This window comes from Streptomyces coerulescens (assembly GCF_042657965.1).
Classification (GTDB): Bacteria; Actinomycetota; Actinomycetes; order Streptomycetales; family Streptomycetaceae; genus Streptomyces; species Streptomyces coerulescens.
Genome location: NZ_JBHSKM010000012.1, coordinates 312786 through 326074 on the forward strand (window position 1 = coordinate 312786; position 13289 = coordinate 326074).

Genomic DNA, 13289 nt, shown 5'->3' on the forward strand with positions numbered 1-13289 from the left:
GCCCCGCGCATCGGCCCTGAACGGGCCTCGTCCTCGGACGCCGGACGGGCTGAATCATGCGGACCGGCGCCGAGAGGCGACTCGTCCTCAGACGCAGGACGCCGCCCGGCACCCCCCATCACGCCGCACGTGGACGCCGATGCCGCCTGAGTCGGGACGTATGCGACTCCTTCTCCTCGCGGCTCCGCGCGTCGCGCTGCTTGCGGCGCGCGCGGAGTGCCTCGCGGACCAGGCGCTCGTGCTCGGCCTCGCGGATCAGTTCGGCGGAACGGATGTGGTGGAGTTCGTACTCGTACATGGCAGGTCCCTCGTTTTCCCTGGTGAGAGGTGGTTCTCGGTGTCGCTTTCCGCGATGCCTCAACCTTCCTCTCCCAGGGGGGTCCGCCACATCGGGAGAGTTCCGCATCTTCGGCAAGGTGCCGTGCCTTAGACGCGGGTGAGGGGCCTTAGGAACTCCTAAGACCCCTCGGGACCTGCGGTGACTCGGCCGCTCAGCTCGCTGAGGGCAGACCGAGCAGTGCGTCGGTGTACTTGAGGACTGCCAGCAGCAGGCCGATGACGCCGAGCGCGACTCCGCCCCAGGCAACCGACTTGATCCAAACGGCCTGCGGCTTGCCCGGCGCCCCGAACGCGGGACGGGCCAGCACCACGACGCCGACGATCAGCGCGGCCAGCGCGAACACGCCCGCCCACAGCGCGGAGGTCTGCCAGGCGTCGCCGTAGACCTCCTTGATCTGCTGGGACACGCTCGCGTTGGAGGCGGTCTCCAGCTGGCCGATGAGGGTCTCGCGGGCGGCGGCGACCGTCCCGATCCAGCCGCCGGTCAGGGAAACGAGGCCGAGCGCCGCGGAGACGACCGCTCCGGCGCCCTGGCCGACGCCGCTGGGGGCCGCTTCCGTCGCCTCGGCGGCCACCTCCTCCTCGGTCTCGTCGGTCTCCGTCGCCTCGTCGGCAGCGGTGGAGTCGGTGGTGTCGGCCGTCTTGGTGACGTCCACCTTCTCATCGTCGGTCTTCGCGTCGGTGCCCGTCTCGGCTCCGGTCTCGTCCACTGTCTTCGTTCCCATGCCTCGCACCGTACGGACGCTGTCTGAGAAGTCTCTTAATGATCGAGAGTTCTCTCTCAATGATCCTCGTGAGCGGCACGCGTGCGTGCCTCACGCCACTCGGGGGCCAGGATCGACCACACCTCGAGGTCGTGCCGCACCCCACGATAGGGGTAGCTCTCCCTCCGCACGCCCTCACGGGTCAGGCCGAGCCGTCGTGCCACGTTCAGGCTCGGCGTGTTCCCGGCGGCAGCGATCCATTCGACGCGGTGGATGCCGCGCTGCTCGACCGCGAAGTCGATGAGCACGCGCATCGCGCGCGTGACGAGCCCGCGCCCGGTGCCGGCGGGCTCCAGCCAGCAGCCGACCTCGCAGTTGGCGTTCGCGGCGTCGAAGTTCAGGAACAGCACTCCGCCGACCAGCTTTCCGTCCAGCCACAGGCCGTGCAGGGATCCGGTGTCGGCGGCGCGCATGTCGGCGTAGCGCTGGAGCGCCTCGCGCGCGGAGTCGACGTCCGTGGCCTTCGCCCCGAAGGGGATGTACCGGTTGATGAACTCCCGTCCACGCTCCAGGTGGGCCAGGAACTCCTCGGCGTGCCAGGGCTCGAGGGGGCGCAGTTCGGCTCCGTCGTCACCCAGCGCTATCGCGTACATCGCCCTGCTGCTCCTTCTCCAGTTCCGCCATGACGTCGGTGAGCCTCTCATGGGCGGCGCGGGACTCGGGCGGCTCGATGCTGATGCGCGGCAAACGCCGGTCCAGCCAGCGGGGCAGCCACCAGTTGGCGCCACCGAGCATGTGCATGAGGGCGGGGACGAGGAGGGTGCGCAGGACGAAGGCGTCCAGGGCGACGGCGGCGGCCAGCGCGATGCCGAACATCGCGATCACCCGGTCGCCGCTGAGCACGAAGGCGAGGAAGACCGAGATCATGATGACCGCGGCGGAGTTGATCACCCGGCTGGTCTCGGCGAGGCCGATCCGGACGGCGCGCCGGTTGTCGCCGGTCTCCAGCCACTCCTCGTACATCCGGCTGACCAGGAAGACCTGGTAGTCCATCGACAGGCCGAACAGCACCGAGACCATGATGACCGGCAGGAACGGCTCGATCGGGCCCGCCCGGCCCAGGCCGAGCAGCTCGCTGCCCCAGCCCCACTGGAAGACCGCGACGACGACTCCGAAGGCGGCGGCGACGGCGGCCACGTTCATCGCGGCGGCCTTCAGGGGGATGCCGACCGAGCGGAAGGCGAGCAGGAGCAGCAGACAGCCCAGGCCGATGACGACCCCGACGAACAGCGGCAGCTTGCCGACGATCACGTCGGCGAAGTCGTCGTAGCCGGCCGTCATGCCGCCGACCTGCACTTCCAGCGAGGTGCCGGTCTCGGCGCGGGGCAGGACCTCGGAGCGCAGCCGGTCCACGAGGTCGCTGGTCTCGCGCGACTGCGGGGAGGACTCCGGCACGACGGTGAGGTACGCGGTGTCGCCGCCTGCGTTGTAGGTCACCGGGGTCACCGACGCGACGCCCTCGGTGTTGCCCAGCGCGGCGCCGAGGTTGTCCAGGGCGAGCTTGTCGTCGCCGCCGTCGACCTCGGTGACCAGGGTGAGCGGGCCGTTCACGCCGGGCCCGAATCCGTCGGCGAGGAGGTCGTAGGCCTGGCGGGTGGTGGAGGTCTCCGGGTCGTTGCCCTGGTCGGAGGTGCCCAGGCGCAGGCCGAGGGTGGGCAGCGCGAGGACCGTGATGACGGCCAGGGCGATGGCGCCGAGCGCCTTGGGGCGGCGCTCCACGAACGCCGACCAGCGGGCGGCGAACCCGGTGGGCACTTCGGGCTCGGGGCCGTGCTCGGCGAGCCGGCGCCGCTCGCGGCGGCTGAGGGCGCGCATGCCGATGAACGACAGCAGGGCGGGCAGCAGGGTCACGGAGGCGGCGACCGTGAGGACCACGGTCAGCGACGCGGCGATCGCGACACCGTTGAGGAAGCTGAGCTGGAGGATCAGCATCCCGAGCAGGGCGATACACACCGTCGCGCCCGCGAACACCACCGCTCGTCCGGTGGTCGCCACGGCGTTCGTGATGGACTCGGTGACGGGCAGCCCGCGTTTGAGCCCGCGCCGGTGTCTGGTGACGATGAACAGGGCGTAGTCGATGCCCACGCCGAGCCCGATGAGCATCCCGAGCATCGGCGCGAAGTCGGCCACCGTCATGGCGTGTCCGAGGAGGGCGATGCCGGCGTACGCGGTGCCGACGCCGACCAGTGCGGTGGCGATGGGCAGCAGTGAGGCGGCGAGCGAGCCGAAGGCGAGGAACAGCACGACGGCGGCGACGGCCACGCCGACGATCTCGGCGAGGTGGCCGCCGGTGGACTGGGTGAGCGCGACGGCGCTGCCGCCCAGCTCCACCCGGAGTCCGTCGGCCTCGGCGTCCTTGGCCGCGCCGACGACGGCCTGCGCTTCGCCCTTGTCGAGGTTCTCGGCGCTGTCGTCGAAGGTGACGGTGGCGTACGCCGTGTGCCCGTCCTCGCTGATCTGGGCGGAGCCCTGCTTGTCGTAGGGGCTGCCGACGGCCGCGACGCCGGGCAGGTCGGCGATCTCGTCCAGGGTGCGCGTCATGGTCTGTTCGACGTCGGCGGCGCGGACGGTGCCGGACGTGGTGTGCCAGACGACGGTGTCGCTGTCGCCGCCCAGGCCGGGGAAGCCGTCCTGAAGGAGCTGTGTGGCACGCCCGGACTCGGTGCCCGGGACCTGGTAGTCGTTCGAGTACGCGGTGCCCGTCACGGCGGCGGCCGCGGTGACCCCGCCGAAGGCGAGCAGCCAGAGCAGTACGGCGACGAGGCGGCGTTGAACACACCAGCGTGCAAGAGCTGCCACGAACGTGCTCCCGGGGACGATTTGCGGATCTTTGACCGGGATCAGTCGTTCATAAGGTGAACAGCCCGCAAAGAACGCATGAGCGATGTGAAGCAAACTCTCGCAGGCGGGGGAGATCGTTTGCCCCGTTCGTGGGTTTATTCACAGGAGTGCGAGGCAGATCACAGGACAGTAACGGTCACTCTGTCGTTGCCGAGTGGCGCCTGTCACATCAGTCGAACTGGTCACCCAATGCCATCACCATCACTCCGGCCACGAGCAGCCACAGCGCCCGCCGGGTGCGCCCCCGGGAGCCGAGGAACGCGGCGAGCGCGCAGAAGCCGGCACCGAAGGCGTAGGCGGCCGGGACCAGGGCCGGGGCCGAGCCGGCGACCCGCAGCACGGAGGCGGCCAGACCGGCGAGGGCGAGCAGCGCCCCGGCCCCGGCGGCCGTCCAGCGGGCCCGCCGCGCCACCTGCGCCGGGTCGTCGGGGTCCACCAGGTCCTCGATGTCCTCCAGGCCCTCGACGCCCTTCAGGCCCTCGATGTCCGTCACGTCCTCCACGTTCTGGGCACCCTCGGCGTGCTGCTCCTCCCCCGTCCCGGATATCTCGGAATCACCGCGTCCACTCATGGCGGGCGAGCGTAGCGCGTCGGGTCGGGAAACCCGATGCGGGGCCGTGCGGCCCGCTGCTGGCGTCCGGAGGTCGACCACCACGCGGCACACCGCCGCCGACCTGGGCAGGTGCATTGTTTGAGCGTCGGACCGAGCTCCTCCGTATCCCTTTCCGCTTCCCCGGACTCAAGGAGCCCGTTCACCGATGCCAGACATCACCACGAGGACCTCGGACGAGGATCTCGCCAAGCGGCTGACCCACCCCGGCTACCCGCGCAGTAACAGCTACGACCCCCGCTGGGTCGTCGAGAACCAGATGGGCCCCAACGCCCTCTGGCTGCTGGAGTGGCTGGCCCCCGCCCTCGGCCTGGACACCCTGCGCCCGTGCGCCCGCGTCCTGGACCTGGGCTGCGGCCGGGCGATGACCTCCGTCTTCCTGGCCAGGGAGTACGACGCCCAGGTCACCGCCGCCGACCTGTGGATCGAACCCGACGACAACGCCCGGCGCGTGACGGAGGCCGGCTTCGCCGACCGGGTACTGCCGGTCCGGGTCGAGGCGCACGACCTGCCGTTCGCCGAGGGCGGCTTCGACACGATCGTGAGCGTCGACGCGTACCAGTACTTCGGCACCGACGACCTCTATCTGCCCACGCTCACCCGGCTGCTGAAGCCGGGCGGACGGATCGGCGTGGTCGTGCCGGCGCTGCGCGAGGAGCCGGACGGCCTGGAGCCGCCGGAGCACCTCGCGCCCTGGTGGGAGCCCGCCTACTGGTGCTTCCACTCCGCCGGCTGGTGGCGCCGCCACTGGACCCGCAGCGGGGCCGTCGAGGTCGAGGCCGCCGACTGGCTGGACGACGGCTGGCGGGACTGGCTGCTGTGGTGCGAGGTGATCGCCGAGGAGAGCCCGGAGGAGTTCCACCGCACGATGGCCCGCCGGGTCGGTGAGATGGTGCGGGCTGACGAGGGCCGCGCGCTGGGCTTCGTACGCCTCGTAGGGCGCCGTAAATGACGCCGTAAGTCGTAAGTCACGCCGTGAATCACGCCGTACATGACGCCGTGAGCAGGACTACGGCCCCGGAGGACATGCCTCCGGGGCCGTACGCTGTCTCGGCGCTCAGCCCTCGCTGACGCCCAGCTTCTCCAGGATCAGCTCCTTGACGCGGGCCGCGTCGGCCTGGCCGCGCGTGGCCTTCATGACCGCGCCGACCAGGGCACCGGCCGCGGCGACCTTGCCGGAGCGGATCTTGTCGGCGATGCCCGGGTTGCCGGCGATGGCCTCGTCGACGGCGGCACCCAGGGCGCCCTCGTCGGAGACGACCTTCAGACCGCGCTTGTCGACCACCTCGTCCGGGGTGCCCTCGCCCGCGAGGACGCCCTCGATGACCTGACGGGCCAGCTTGTCGTTCAGGTCGCCCTTCGAGACCAGCTCGGTGACGCGCGCGACCTGGGCGGGCGTGATGGCCAGCTCGTCCAGCGACGTGCCCGACTCGTTGGCGCTGCGCGCCAGTTCACCCATCCACCACTTGCGGGCGGAGGCGGCGTCGGCACCGGCGTCGATCGTGGCGACGATCGGGTCCAGGGCCCCGGCGTTGAGGATCGCCTGCATGTCGAGGGCCGTGATGCCCCACTCCGCGAGGAGCCGGGTACGACGGGCCAGCGGCATCTCGGGCAGGGCCGCCCGGATCTCCTCGACCCACTCGCGCGAGGGGGCGACGGGGACCAGGTCGGGCTCCGGGAAGTACCGGTAGTCCTCGGCCTCCTCCTTCACGCGGCCCGAGGTCGTCGACCCGGTGTCCTCGTGGAAGTGGCGGGTCTCCTGGATGATCGTGCCGCCGCTGCTCAGTACGGCCGCGTGCCGCTGGATCTCGAAGCGGGCCGCGCGCTCCACGGAACGCAGCGAGTTGACGTTCTTCGTCTCGGAGCGGGTGCCGAACTTGTCGGTGCCGTTCGGGCGCAGCGACAGGTTCACGTCGCAACGCATCTGGCCCATCTCCATGCGGGCCTCGGAGACACCGAGCGCCCGGATGAGCTCGCGCAGTTCACGGACGTACGCCTTCGCCACCTCGGGGGCACGCTCACCCGCGCCCTCGATCGGCTTGGTGACGATCTCGATGAGCGGGATGCCGGCGCGGTTGTAGTCGAGCAGCGAGTGCGAGGCGCCATGGATACGGCCCGTCGCGCCGCCGACGTGGGTCGACTTGCCGGTGTCCTCCTCCATGTGGGCGCGCTCGATCTCCACACGGAAGGTCTCGCCGTCTTCCAGCTGCACGTCGAGGTAGCCGTTGAAGGCGATCGGCTCGTCGTACTGGGAGGTCTGGAAGTTCTTCGGCATGTCCGGATAGAAGTAGTTCTTCCGGGCGAAGCGGCACCACTCGGCGATCTCGCAGTTCAGCGCGAGACCGATCTTGATCGCGGACTCGACGCCGGTCGCGTTGACGACCGGGAGCGCGCCGGGCAGGCCGAGGCAGGTGGGGCAGGTCTGCGTGTTGGCGTCCTGACCGAGGGCGGTCGAACAGCCGCAGAACATCTTGGTCTTGGTGCCGAGTTCGACATGGACCTCGAGGCCCATGACGGGGTCGTACGACGCGAGAGCGTCCTCGTACGACACCAGGTCGGTCGTGGTGGTCACGGTGAAACTTCCCTCTCAGCCCAGCAGGACGTCGTCGTCGCCCAGCCGCTTCAGCTCGCGGTAGAGGATGGCGAGGCCGGTGACGATGGCGGCGGCGGACACGGCGGCGTCGATCAGGCGCAGCGTGTCGCTCTCCACGCGGGCCTTCTTGGCCTGCTTGGCGACACTGACCGCACCGAACGCGGTGGTGGCCATGGACAGGTACAGACCGGACTTGGACTTCTTGAAGTCCTTGGCCTTCGACAGCTTGCTCACAGCGACGGTGCCTCCTCCAGGAGCGGGTGCCCCCACTTTTCCACGAAGGCGGCCTCGACGGCGGCGCCGACCTTGTAAAGACGGTCGTCCTTCAGCGCCGGGGCGATGATCTGGAGACCGACCGGGAGGTTGTCCTCCGGGGCCAGACCGCACGGCAGCGACATGGCCGCGTTGCCCGCGAGGTTGGTGGGGATGGTGCACAGGTCGGCGAGGTACATCGCCATCGGGTCGTCGGCGCGCTCGCCGATCGCGAAGGCGGTGGTCGGCGTCGTCGGCGAGACGATGACGTCGACCTGCTCGAAGGCCTTCTCGAAGTCGCGCGTGATGAGCGTGCGGACCTTCTGGGCGCTGCCGTAGTACGCGTCGTAGTACCCGCTGGAGAGCGCGTACGTACCGAGCATGATCCGGCGCTTGACCTCGGGGCCGAAGCCCGCCTCACGGGTGAGGGAAGTGACCTCCTCGGCGGAGTGCGTGCCGTCGTCGCCGGTCCGCAGGCCGTAGCGCAGGCCGTCGAAGCGGGCGAGGTTGGAGGAGCACTCGGAGGGTGCGATGAGGTAGTACGCCGACAGGGCCAGGTCGAAGGACGGGCAGTCCAGCTCGACGATCTCGGCGCCCAGCTCCTTCAGCACCTCGACGGACTCGTCGAAGCGCTGGATGACGCCGGCCTGGTAGCCCTCGCCGCGGAACTGCTTGACCACGCCGACGCGCATGCCCGCGACGCTGCCGTTGCGGGCGGCCTCGACGACCGGCGGGACCGGGGCGTCGATGGAGGTGGAGTCGAGCGCGTCGTGCCCGGCGATGACCTCGTGCAGCAGGGCCGCGTCCAGGACCGTACGGGCGCAGGGGCCGCCCTGGTCGAGGGAGGACGAGAAGGCCACCATGCCGAAGCGGGAGACCGCGCCGTACGTCGGCTTCACGCCCACCGTGCCGGTGACGGCGGCCGGCTGGCGGATGGAACCGCCGGTGTCGGTGCCGATGGCGAGGGGTGCCTGGAAGGAGGCGAGCGCGGCGGAGGAGCCGCCGCCCGAACCGCCGGGGATCTTGGTGAGGTCCCAGGGGTTGCCGGTCGGCCCGTAGGCGCTGTTCTCGGTGGAGGACCCCATGGCGAACTCGTCCATGTTGGTCTTGCCGAGGATGACGACGTCTGCGGCCTTGAGGCGCTTGGTGAGGGTGGCGTCGTACGGCGGGATCCAGCCTTCGAGGATCTTCGAGCCGACGGTCGTCGGAATGCCCTCGGTGGTGAAGATGTCCTTCAGCGCGAGCGGGACGCCGGCGAGGGGACCGAGCTTCTCCCCTCGCTCCCGCTTCTCGTCGACGGCACGGGCCTGGGCGAGGGCGCCCTCGCGGTCGACGTGCAGGAAGGCGTGCACCTTCTCGTCGACGGCCTCGATCCGGGCGAGGTGGGCCTCGGTGACCTGTACGGCCGTGAGCTCGCCGGAGGCGATCTTCGCGGCGGTCTCGGCGGCGGTGAGCTTGATGATGTTGACGTTGTCCGTCATGGCGGTTAGTCCTCCCCCAGGATCTGCGGCACCTTGAAACGCTGCTGCTCCTGGGCCGGGGCGCCGGAGAGCGCCTGCTCGGGGGTGAGCGACGGACGGACCTCGTCCGCCCGCATGACGTTCGTCAGCGGGAGCGGGTGCGAGGTCGGCGGTACGTCTTGGTCGGCGACCTCGCTGACGCGTGCGACCGCGCCGATGATGTCGTCCAGCTGTCCCGCGAAGTGCTCGAGCTCTTCGGGCTTCAGCTCCAGACGCGCCAGCCGGGCGAGGTGGGCGACCTCCTCGCGCGTGATGCCAGGCATGCAGCGATCCTCTGGGGTGAGTGTGTGTGGTTTGGGGCCAATCCTATGGGGCGGGGAGCAGTGGCCGTGAAACGGTTTCCCAGGGCCCTCTCATGGTCATCGTCGGCGCCCGTCCCAGACCTCGCTCCTCATGAAGTGGTTGTCGTACAGCTCCTGCACCTCCAGCAGGCTCTCCACGGTGGCCTCGCCGATGGTGATGCGCTGGAGGTGGCGGAAGTACTCGAAGCGCTCGACGCCCGGGGTGATGACGATGAGCAGGTCGGCGTCGGCGCCCGGTACGGCGGCGAAGGCGTGGGGCTTGCCGGGCGGCACGACGACCAGGTCGCCGGGCCCGGCGGTGACGACGTCGTCGCCGGAGAGGATCTCGGCGGCGCCGTCGAGCAGGAAGAACATCTCGGCGGAGTTGTCGTGCCAGTGCGGTTTGGCGCCGTCGGCGCCGGCCGTGAGCGTGACGCGCTGGGTGGACAGCGCCCCGCCGGTCCGGCTGCTGTCGGCCAGCAGCCGGACGGTGGTGGGTGCTCGGCCGACGACCTCGGCCTCCGCCTCACGGACGAGCACCGTCTCGTCGAACTTCGGAACGAACAACGACATCTCTCGAACCCCCGGTGCGGGATCGGTGTGGGCGTGCTCAGACGAGGAACAGCAGGACTGCACTGATGAGGACGACGACCGCCGTGGCGAAGTGGATCCCGAAGGCCGTCGCCTTCGCGCCGCCGTTGCGCAGCACTATCAGTGTGTCGAAGAGCGGGACGAGTGCCACGGCGAGCATGAACCAGGCCTCGGCACGGGCGCCGACGAAGAACAGCAGCGCCAGGCCCACGACGCCGAAGGTGCCGTCTCTCGAACCCTTGACGGAGAGATAGGCGCCGGCGTCGCCCTCCGGTCGGGCCGGGACGCCGTAGCCGGTGGCGGCGGAGGCGGGCTGGAACAGGAACCGGTAGCCGAGGAACAGGCAGAACAGGTTGAGGACGACGGCCAGGGTGTACGCGGTCACGGTCATGACTTGACTCCTCGCTAGCACTGCTAGAGACAAGAGCGAAGCTAGCAGAGCATCGACAGTCGCGCTAGCACTGCTAGAATTTCCGGCATGTCGATTCAGACGCGCAAGGAGCGCGAACGAGCGGAACGCGAGCGGCTGATCGTCACGGCCGCCCGGGAACTCGCGGAGTCGGAGGGCTGGGACGCGGTGACGACCCGTCGCCTCGCGGCGGAGATCGAGTACAGCCAGCCCGTCCTCTACAGCCACTTCAAGGGCAAGGACGCGATCATGGCGGCGGTGGCGGTGCAGGGCTGCGCCGACCTGGCGGACGAACTGCACGCGGCCCGTACGGCGGCGAAGGGCACGCGTGCGGCGCTGACGGCGGTGGGCGAGACGTACACGGCGTTCGGCCGACGGCGACCCGCGCTCTACGACGCCATGTTCACGTACCGGGTGGACCTGCCGTTCGCCACGGACGAGGCCCCGGAGCCACTGAAGCGGGCCTTCGGGGAGATCGCGGCGGCGGTGGAGCCGATCGCCGGGGAGGGCGAGGACCTGGGGGTCCTGACGGAGACGTACTGGGCGGGCCTGCACGGCCTGGTGACCCTGATGCGCAGCGGCAGGCTACCCGAGAGGGATCACGAGCAGAGGCTGGCCCTGCTGATCGGCCACTTCACGGCAGCGGCGAGCCGCTGATCGGATGGTTGGCAGCTTGCGGCTCGACAGCGCCCTGAAGGGGCGCGGGGCTGTATCGATTTGCGGCTCCGCCGCGCGGGCGCGACAAGCCACGACGGCCCCGCACCCGTCCTACGACCCGGCGTGGCGGTCACGGCGGAAAACTACTCCGCGGCCGGCAGCGCCGCCCGCGGCCGCTGCCACCCCCGCGACCCGCGGGCCAGCAGCCACGCCGTCGTCTCCTCCGGCGGCATCGCGGCGGCCACCAGCCACCCCTGCACGGCGTCACACCGCAGGTCCCGCAGCCGCTCCCACGTCTCGTCGTCCTCGACGCCCTCGGCGACCACGAGCAGGCCCAGCGAGTGCGCCAGGTCCACCGTGCAGCGCACGATCTCGGCGTCCTCGTTGTCCACAGCGAGCCGGGCCACGAACGACCGGTCGATCTTCAGCTCGCTCACCGGCAACCGTCTGAGATGGACCAGGGAGGAGTAGCCCGTGCCGAAGTCGTCCAGGGACATCTTCACGCCGTGCCCGGTGAGCCCGGCCAGCGTGTCCGCGGCCCGCTGCGGGTCCTCCAGCAGGACGTGTTCCGTTATCTCCAGTTGGAGCGCTCCGGCCGGCACACCGTGCCGGGCGAGCCGCGCGGCGACGGAGCCCGCGAAGCCGGGGGTGTGGACGTCACGCGGCGAGACGTTGACCGCCACCGGGACGTGGAGTCCCTGGGCCCGCCACCTGGCGACCTGCCCGAGCGCCGTCTCCAGCACGTACTCCGTCAGATGCGGCATCAGCCCCGACGACTCGGCGATCGCTATGAACTCGTCCGGCGGCACCTTCCCGCGTTCCGGGTGCACCCACCGGACCAGGGCCTCAAGGCCCGCTACCTGGCCGTCGAAGCGGACCTTGGGCTGGTAGTGCAGTTCGACCTCGTGCGCGTCGAGGGCCCGCCGCAGATCCCCCAGCAGGCCCAGCCGGTCGGGGGTGTTCGAGTCGCGCTTGGACTCGTAGACCTCGACGCCGGTGCGGTCCCGCTTCGCCTGGTACATCGCCACGTCCGCGCGCCGCAGCAGCCCCTCGGCGTCCAGGGCGTGGTCCGGGAAGACGGCGACACCGGCGCTGGCCTCCAGAACCAGGGTCAGGCCGTCGAGGTCGAGCGGGGAGCTCAGGGCGGTGACCAGACCGCGGGCGACCCGGGTCGCGGACGTCGTGGAGTCGGCGACCGGCAGTAAGACGGCGAACTCGTCACCGCCGAGCCGCGCGGCCTCCGCCCCGCGCGGCAGTGCCAGCCGCAGCCGGTCCGCTATCTGCAACAGCAAGCGGTCACCGGCCAGATGACCGAGCGTGTCATTGACCGACCGGAACCGGTCGAGGTCGATCAGCATCAGCGCGGACCGGGCGCCGATGCGTTCGGCGTCGTCGAGCGCGGTCCAGATCCGCTCCAGCAGCCATTGCCGGTTGGGCAGCCCGGTCAGCGGATCGCGCAACTGCTCCTCCGCCCGGGCCCGGGCTATCCACAGCGTGGAGTCGAGGGCGACGAGCGGAATGGCGAACAGCGGCAGCAGCAGGGGCTTGGCGATGGCGACGACACACACCAGCGGCGCGATGCCGAGCAACGCCACCGCGACCAGGCCCTGTCGGACCAGTGCGGTGCGCTCCACGGTGGGCAGGCCGCCGCGCGGGGCCTGGAGGTACCACAGCAGGACGCGGGTGACCACGAGGTAGGCGGCGGCGACGAGTACCACGCCGGGGGCGGTGTAGAGGGTCCAGGTGTCCGGGTTCCAGGGCTTCTCGACGGTGGGCACCCGGCCGAAGGCGGCCAGCACCAGGGCGCCGGCGGCGATGCCGAGGATGTCCACCGCGCCGTGCAGCACGCCCTGGCGCCAGCGGTTGCGGCGGGCGACACCGACCAGGACGACGACGGTGAGGCTGACCATGCCGGCCGGTACCCAGCCGTAGAGCATCAGCACGGCGAGGGTGAGGGCGGCACCGGAGCCGGTGCCGCCCCACCAGCGGGCGCGGCCGAGGGCGACCAGGTGGCCGACGATGACTCCGGTCAGCACGGCCAGCGACCAGCCGACCGTGCCCGACGGGAAGAGGGCGTGGTGGTCCGTGAACGCCCGGTAGAACCCGGCGCCGAGGACGAACCCGGCCGCCGCGACGACCGCCGCGGGCAGCGCGGGCCAGGACAGGTGGTGTTCGTGACCGGGGTGTGCCGGCCCGGCGGTGGGCTCGACGCCGATCTGCACGGTGGGACGGCCGTCCGCCACGGTGGACGGCCCGACGGCGCCCCCCGCACCTCTTTCCGCGCGCGAACGCTCCGCGGTCCGCGCCGCCCACTCTCGCCATGCGCCGGCCAGCCGGCGCAACCGTGAGTGCGGGGCGGCGCTCTCGGTCGGTTCCATTCCCGTCCCTCTCACAGCCGGCGGTGCCCACGCCACGCGGCCCGATGCCCGACA

The 13289-nt window shown here is 70.8% G+C and carries 14 protein-coding genes; 2 read left to right on the forward strand and 12 right to left on the reverse strand.

What is annotated here, in order from left to right; all coding sequences use genetic code 11:
* Positions 1-118 precede the first annotated feature (118 nt).
* The 5 genes from ACFPQ9_RS20895 to ACFPQ9_RS20915 all read right to left on the reverse strand — a co-directional run bounded on the left by ACFPQ9_RS20895 (position 119) and on the right by ACFPQ9_RS20915 (position 4515).
* A complete protein-coding gene (locus ACFPQ9_RS20895; protein WP_380855011.1) occupies positions 119-298 on the reverse strand; it encodes a hypothetical protein in 180 nt (59 codons plus the stop codon).
* A gap of 193 nt (positions 299-491) precedes the next feature.
* A complete protein-coding gene (locus ACFPQ9_RS20900; RefSeq protein WP_380855014.1) occupies positions 492-1064 on the reverse strand; it encodes a hypothetical protein in 573 nt (190 codons plus the stop codon).
* A 56-nt stretch (positions 1065-1120) separates the two neighbouring features.
* Positions 1121-1696 (reverse strand): GNAT family N-acetyltransferase, encoded by a 576-nt coding sequence (locus ACFPQ9_RS20905; RefSeq protein ID WP_380855017.1) that lies wholly within the window; start codon positions 1694-1696, stop codon positions 1121-1123.
* Positions 1674-3902 (reverse strand): MMPL family transporter, encoded by a 2229-nt coding sequence (locus ACFPQ9_RS20910; protein WP_380855020.1) that lies wholly within the window; start codon positions 3900-3902, stop codon positions 1674-1676. The genes ACFPQ9_RS20905 and ACFPQ9_RS20910 overlap by 23 nt, the downstream gene beginning before the upstream one ends.
* Positions 3903-4113: 211 nt before the next feature.
* Positions 4114-4515, reverse strand: a complete 402-nt coding sequence (locus ACFPQ9_RS20915) for a hypothetical protein (protein ID WP_380855023.1) — start codon at positions 4513-4515, stop codon at positions 4114-4116.
* Positions 4516-4702: 187 nt separating this feature from the next.
* On the opposite strand from ACFPQ9_RS20915, the gene ACFPQ9_RS20920 reads away from it, so the two are divergent.
* Positions 4703-5506 carry an SAM-dependent methyltransferase gene (locus ACFPQ9_RS20920; RefSeq protein WP_380855026.1) on the forward strand — a complete coding sequence of 268 codons (804 nt, stop codon included), beginning with the start codon at positions 4703-4705 and terminating at the stop codon, positions 5504-5506.
* Between the two features lie 105 nt (positions 5507-5611).
* Here the strand turns inward: ACFPQ9_RS20920 and gatB are convergent, their stop codons facing one another.
* The 6 genes from gatB to ACFPQ9_RS20950 form a co-directional block, all read right to left on the reverse strand.
* On the reverse strand, positions 5612-7126 hold the full coding sequence (gatB, locus tag ACFPQ9_RS20925) for an Asp-tRNA(Asn)/Glu-tRNA(Gln) amidotransferase subunit GatB (RefSeq protein ID WP_380855029.1): 1515 nt from the start codon (positions 7124-7126) through the stop codon (positions 5612-5614).
* A 15-nt stretch (positions 7127-7141) separates the two neighbouring features.
* Positions 7142-7381, reverse strand: a complete 240-nt coding sequence (locus ACFPQ9_RS20930; RefSeq protein ID WP_031485323.1) for a hypothetical protein — start codon at positions 7379-7381, stop codon at positions 7142-7144.
* Positions 7378-8880 (reverse strand): Asp-tRNA(Asn)/Glu-tRNA(Gln) amidotransferase subunit GatA, encoded by a 1503-nt coding sequence (gatA, locus tag ACFPQ9_RS20935; RefSeq protein ID WP_380855032.1) that lies wholly within the window; start codon positions 8878-8880, stop codon positions 7378-7380. Before gatA ends, ACFPQ9_RS20930 begins: the two co-directional genes overlap by 4 nt.
* A 5-nt stretch (positions 8881-8885) precedes the next feature.
* Positions 8886-9182, reverse strand: a complete 297-nt coding sequence (gene gatC / locus ACFPQ9_RS20940; RefSeq protein WP_007384860.1) for an Asp-tRNA(Asn)/Glu-tRNA(Gln) amidotransferase subunit GatC — start codon at positions 9180-9182, stop codon at positions 8886-8888.
* Positions 9183-9278: 96 nt separating this feature from the next.
* A complete protein-coding gene (locus ACFPQ9_RS20945) occupies positions 9279-9773 on the reverse strand; it encodes a cupin domain-containing protein (protein ID WP_380855037.1) in 495 nt (164 codons plus the stop codon).
* A gap of 37 nt (positions 9774-9810) precedes the next feature.
* Complete coding sequence (locus tag ACFPQ9_RS20950; RefSeq protein ID WP_380855040.1) at positions 9811-10182, reverse strand: DUF4267 domain-containing protein; 372 nt, start codon at positions 10180-10182, stop codon at positions 9811-9813.
* Between the two features lie 87 nt (positions 10183-10269).
* On the opposite strand from ACFPQ9_RS20950, the gene ACFPQ9_RS20955 reads away from it, so the two are divergent.
* Positions 10270-10857, forward strand: coding sequence for a TetR/AcrR family transcriptional regulator (locus tag ACFPQ9_RS20955; RefSeq protein WP_380855043.1), 588 nt, complete (start codon positions 10270-10272; stop codon positions 10855-10857).
* Positions 10858-11000: 143 nt separating this feature from the next.
* Here the strand turns inward: ACFPQ9_RS20955 and ACFPQ9_RS20960 are convergent, their stop codons facing one another.
* The gene (locus tag ACFPQ9_RS20960) at positions 11001-13235 is read right to left on the reverse strand and encodes a putative bifunctional diguanylate cyclase/phosphodiesterase (RefSeq protein ID WP_380855046.1); all 2235 of its coding nucleotides are present in this window, start codon (positions 13233-13235) and stop codon (positions 11001-11003) included.
* Positions 13236-13289: the final 54 nt, after the last annotated feature.

Bases quoted from the DNA above. Each gene is read 5' to 3' on its own strand.
- ACFPQ9_RS20895 (WP_380855011.1), bottom strand. From the start codon at position 298: ATGTACGAGTACGAACTCCACCACATCCGTTCCGCCGAACTGATCCGC.
- ACFPQ9_RS20900 (WP_380855014.1), bottom strand. From the start codon at position 1,064: ATGGGAACGAAGACAGTGGACGAGACCGGAGCCGAGACGGGCACCGAC.
- ACFPQ9_RS20905 (WP_380855017.1), bottom strand. From the start codon at position 1,696: ATGTACGCGATAGCGCTGGGTGACGACGGAGCCGAACTGCGCCCCCTC.
- ACFPQ9_RS20915 (WP_380855023.1), bottom strand. From the start codon at position 4,515: ATGAGTGGACGCGGTGATTCCGAGATATCCGGGACGGGGGAGGAGCAG.
- ACFPQ9_RS20920 (WP_380855026.1), top strand. From the start codon at position 4,703: ATGCCAGACATCACCACGAGGACCTCGGACGAGGATCTCGCCAAGCGG.
- gatA (WP_380855032.1), bottom strand. From the start codon at position 8,880: ATGACGGACAACGTCAACATCATCAAGCTCACCGCCGCCGAGACCGCC.
- gatC (WP_007384860.1), bottom strand. From the start codon at position 9,182: ATGCCTGGCATCACGCGCGAGGAGGTCGCCCACCTCGCCCGGCTGGCG.
- ACFPQ9_RS20945 (WP_380855037.1), bottom strand. From the start codon at position 9,773: ATGTCGTTGTTCGTTCCGAAGTTCGACGAGACGGTGCTCGTCCGTGAG.
- ACFPQ9_RS20950 (WP_380855040.1), bottom strand. From the start codon at position 10,182: ATGACCGTGACCGCGTACACCCTGGCCGTCGTCCTCAACCTGTTCTGC.
- ACFPQ9_RS20955 (WP_380855043.1), top strand. From the start codon at position 10,270: ATGTCGATTCAGACGCGCAAGGAGCGCGAACGAGCGGAACGCGAGCGG.
- ACFPQ9_RS20960 (WP_380855046.1), bottom strand. From the start codon at position 13,235: ATGGAACCGACCGAGAGCGCCGCCCCGCACTCACGGTTGCGCCGGCTG.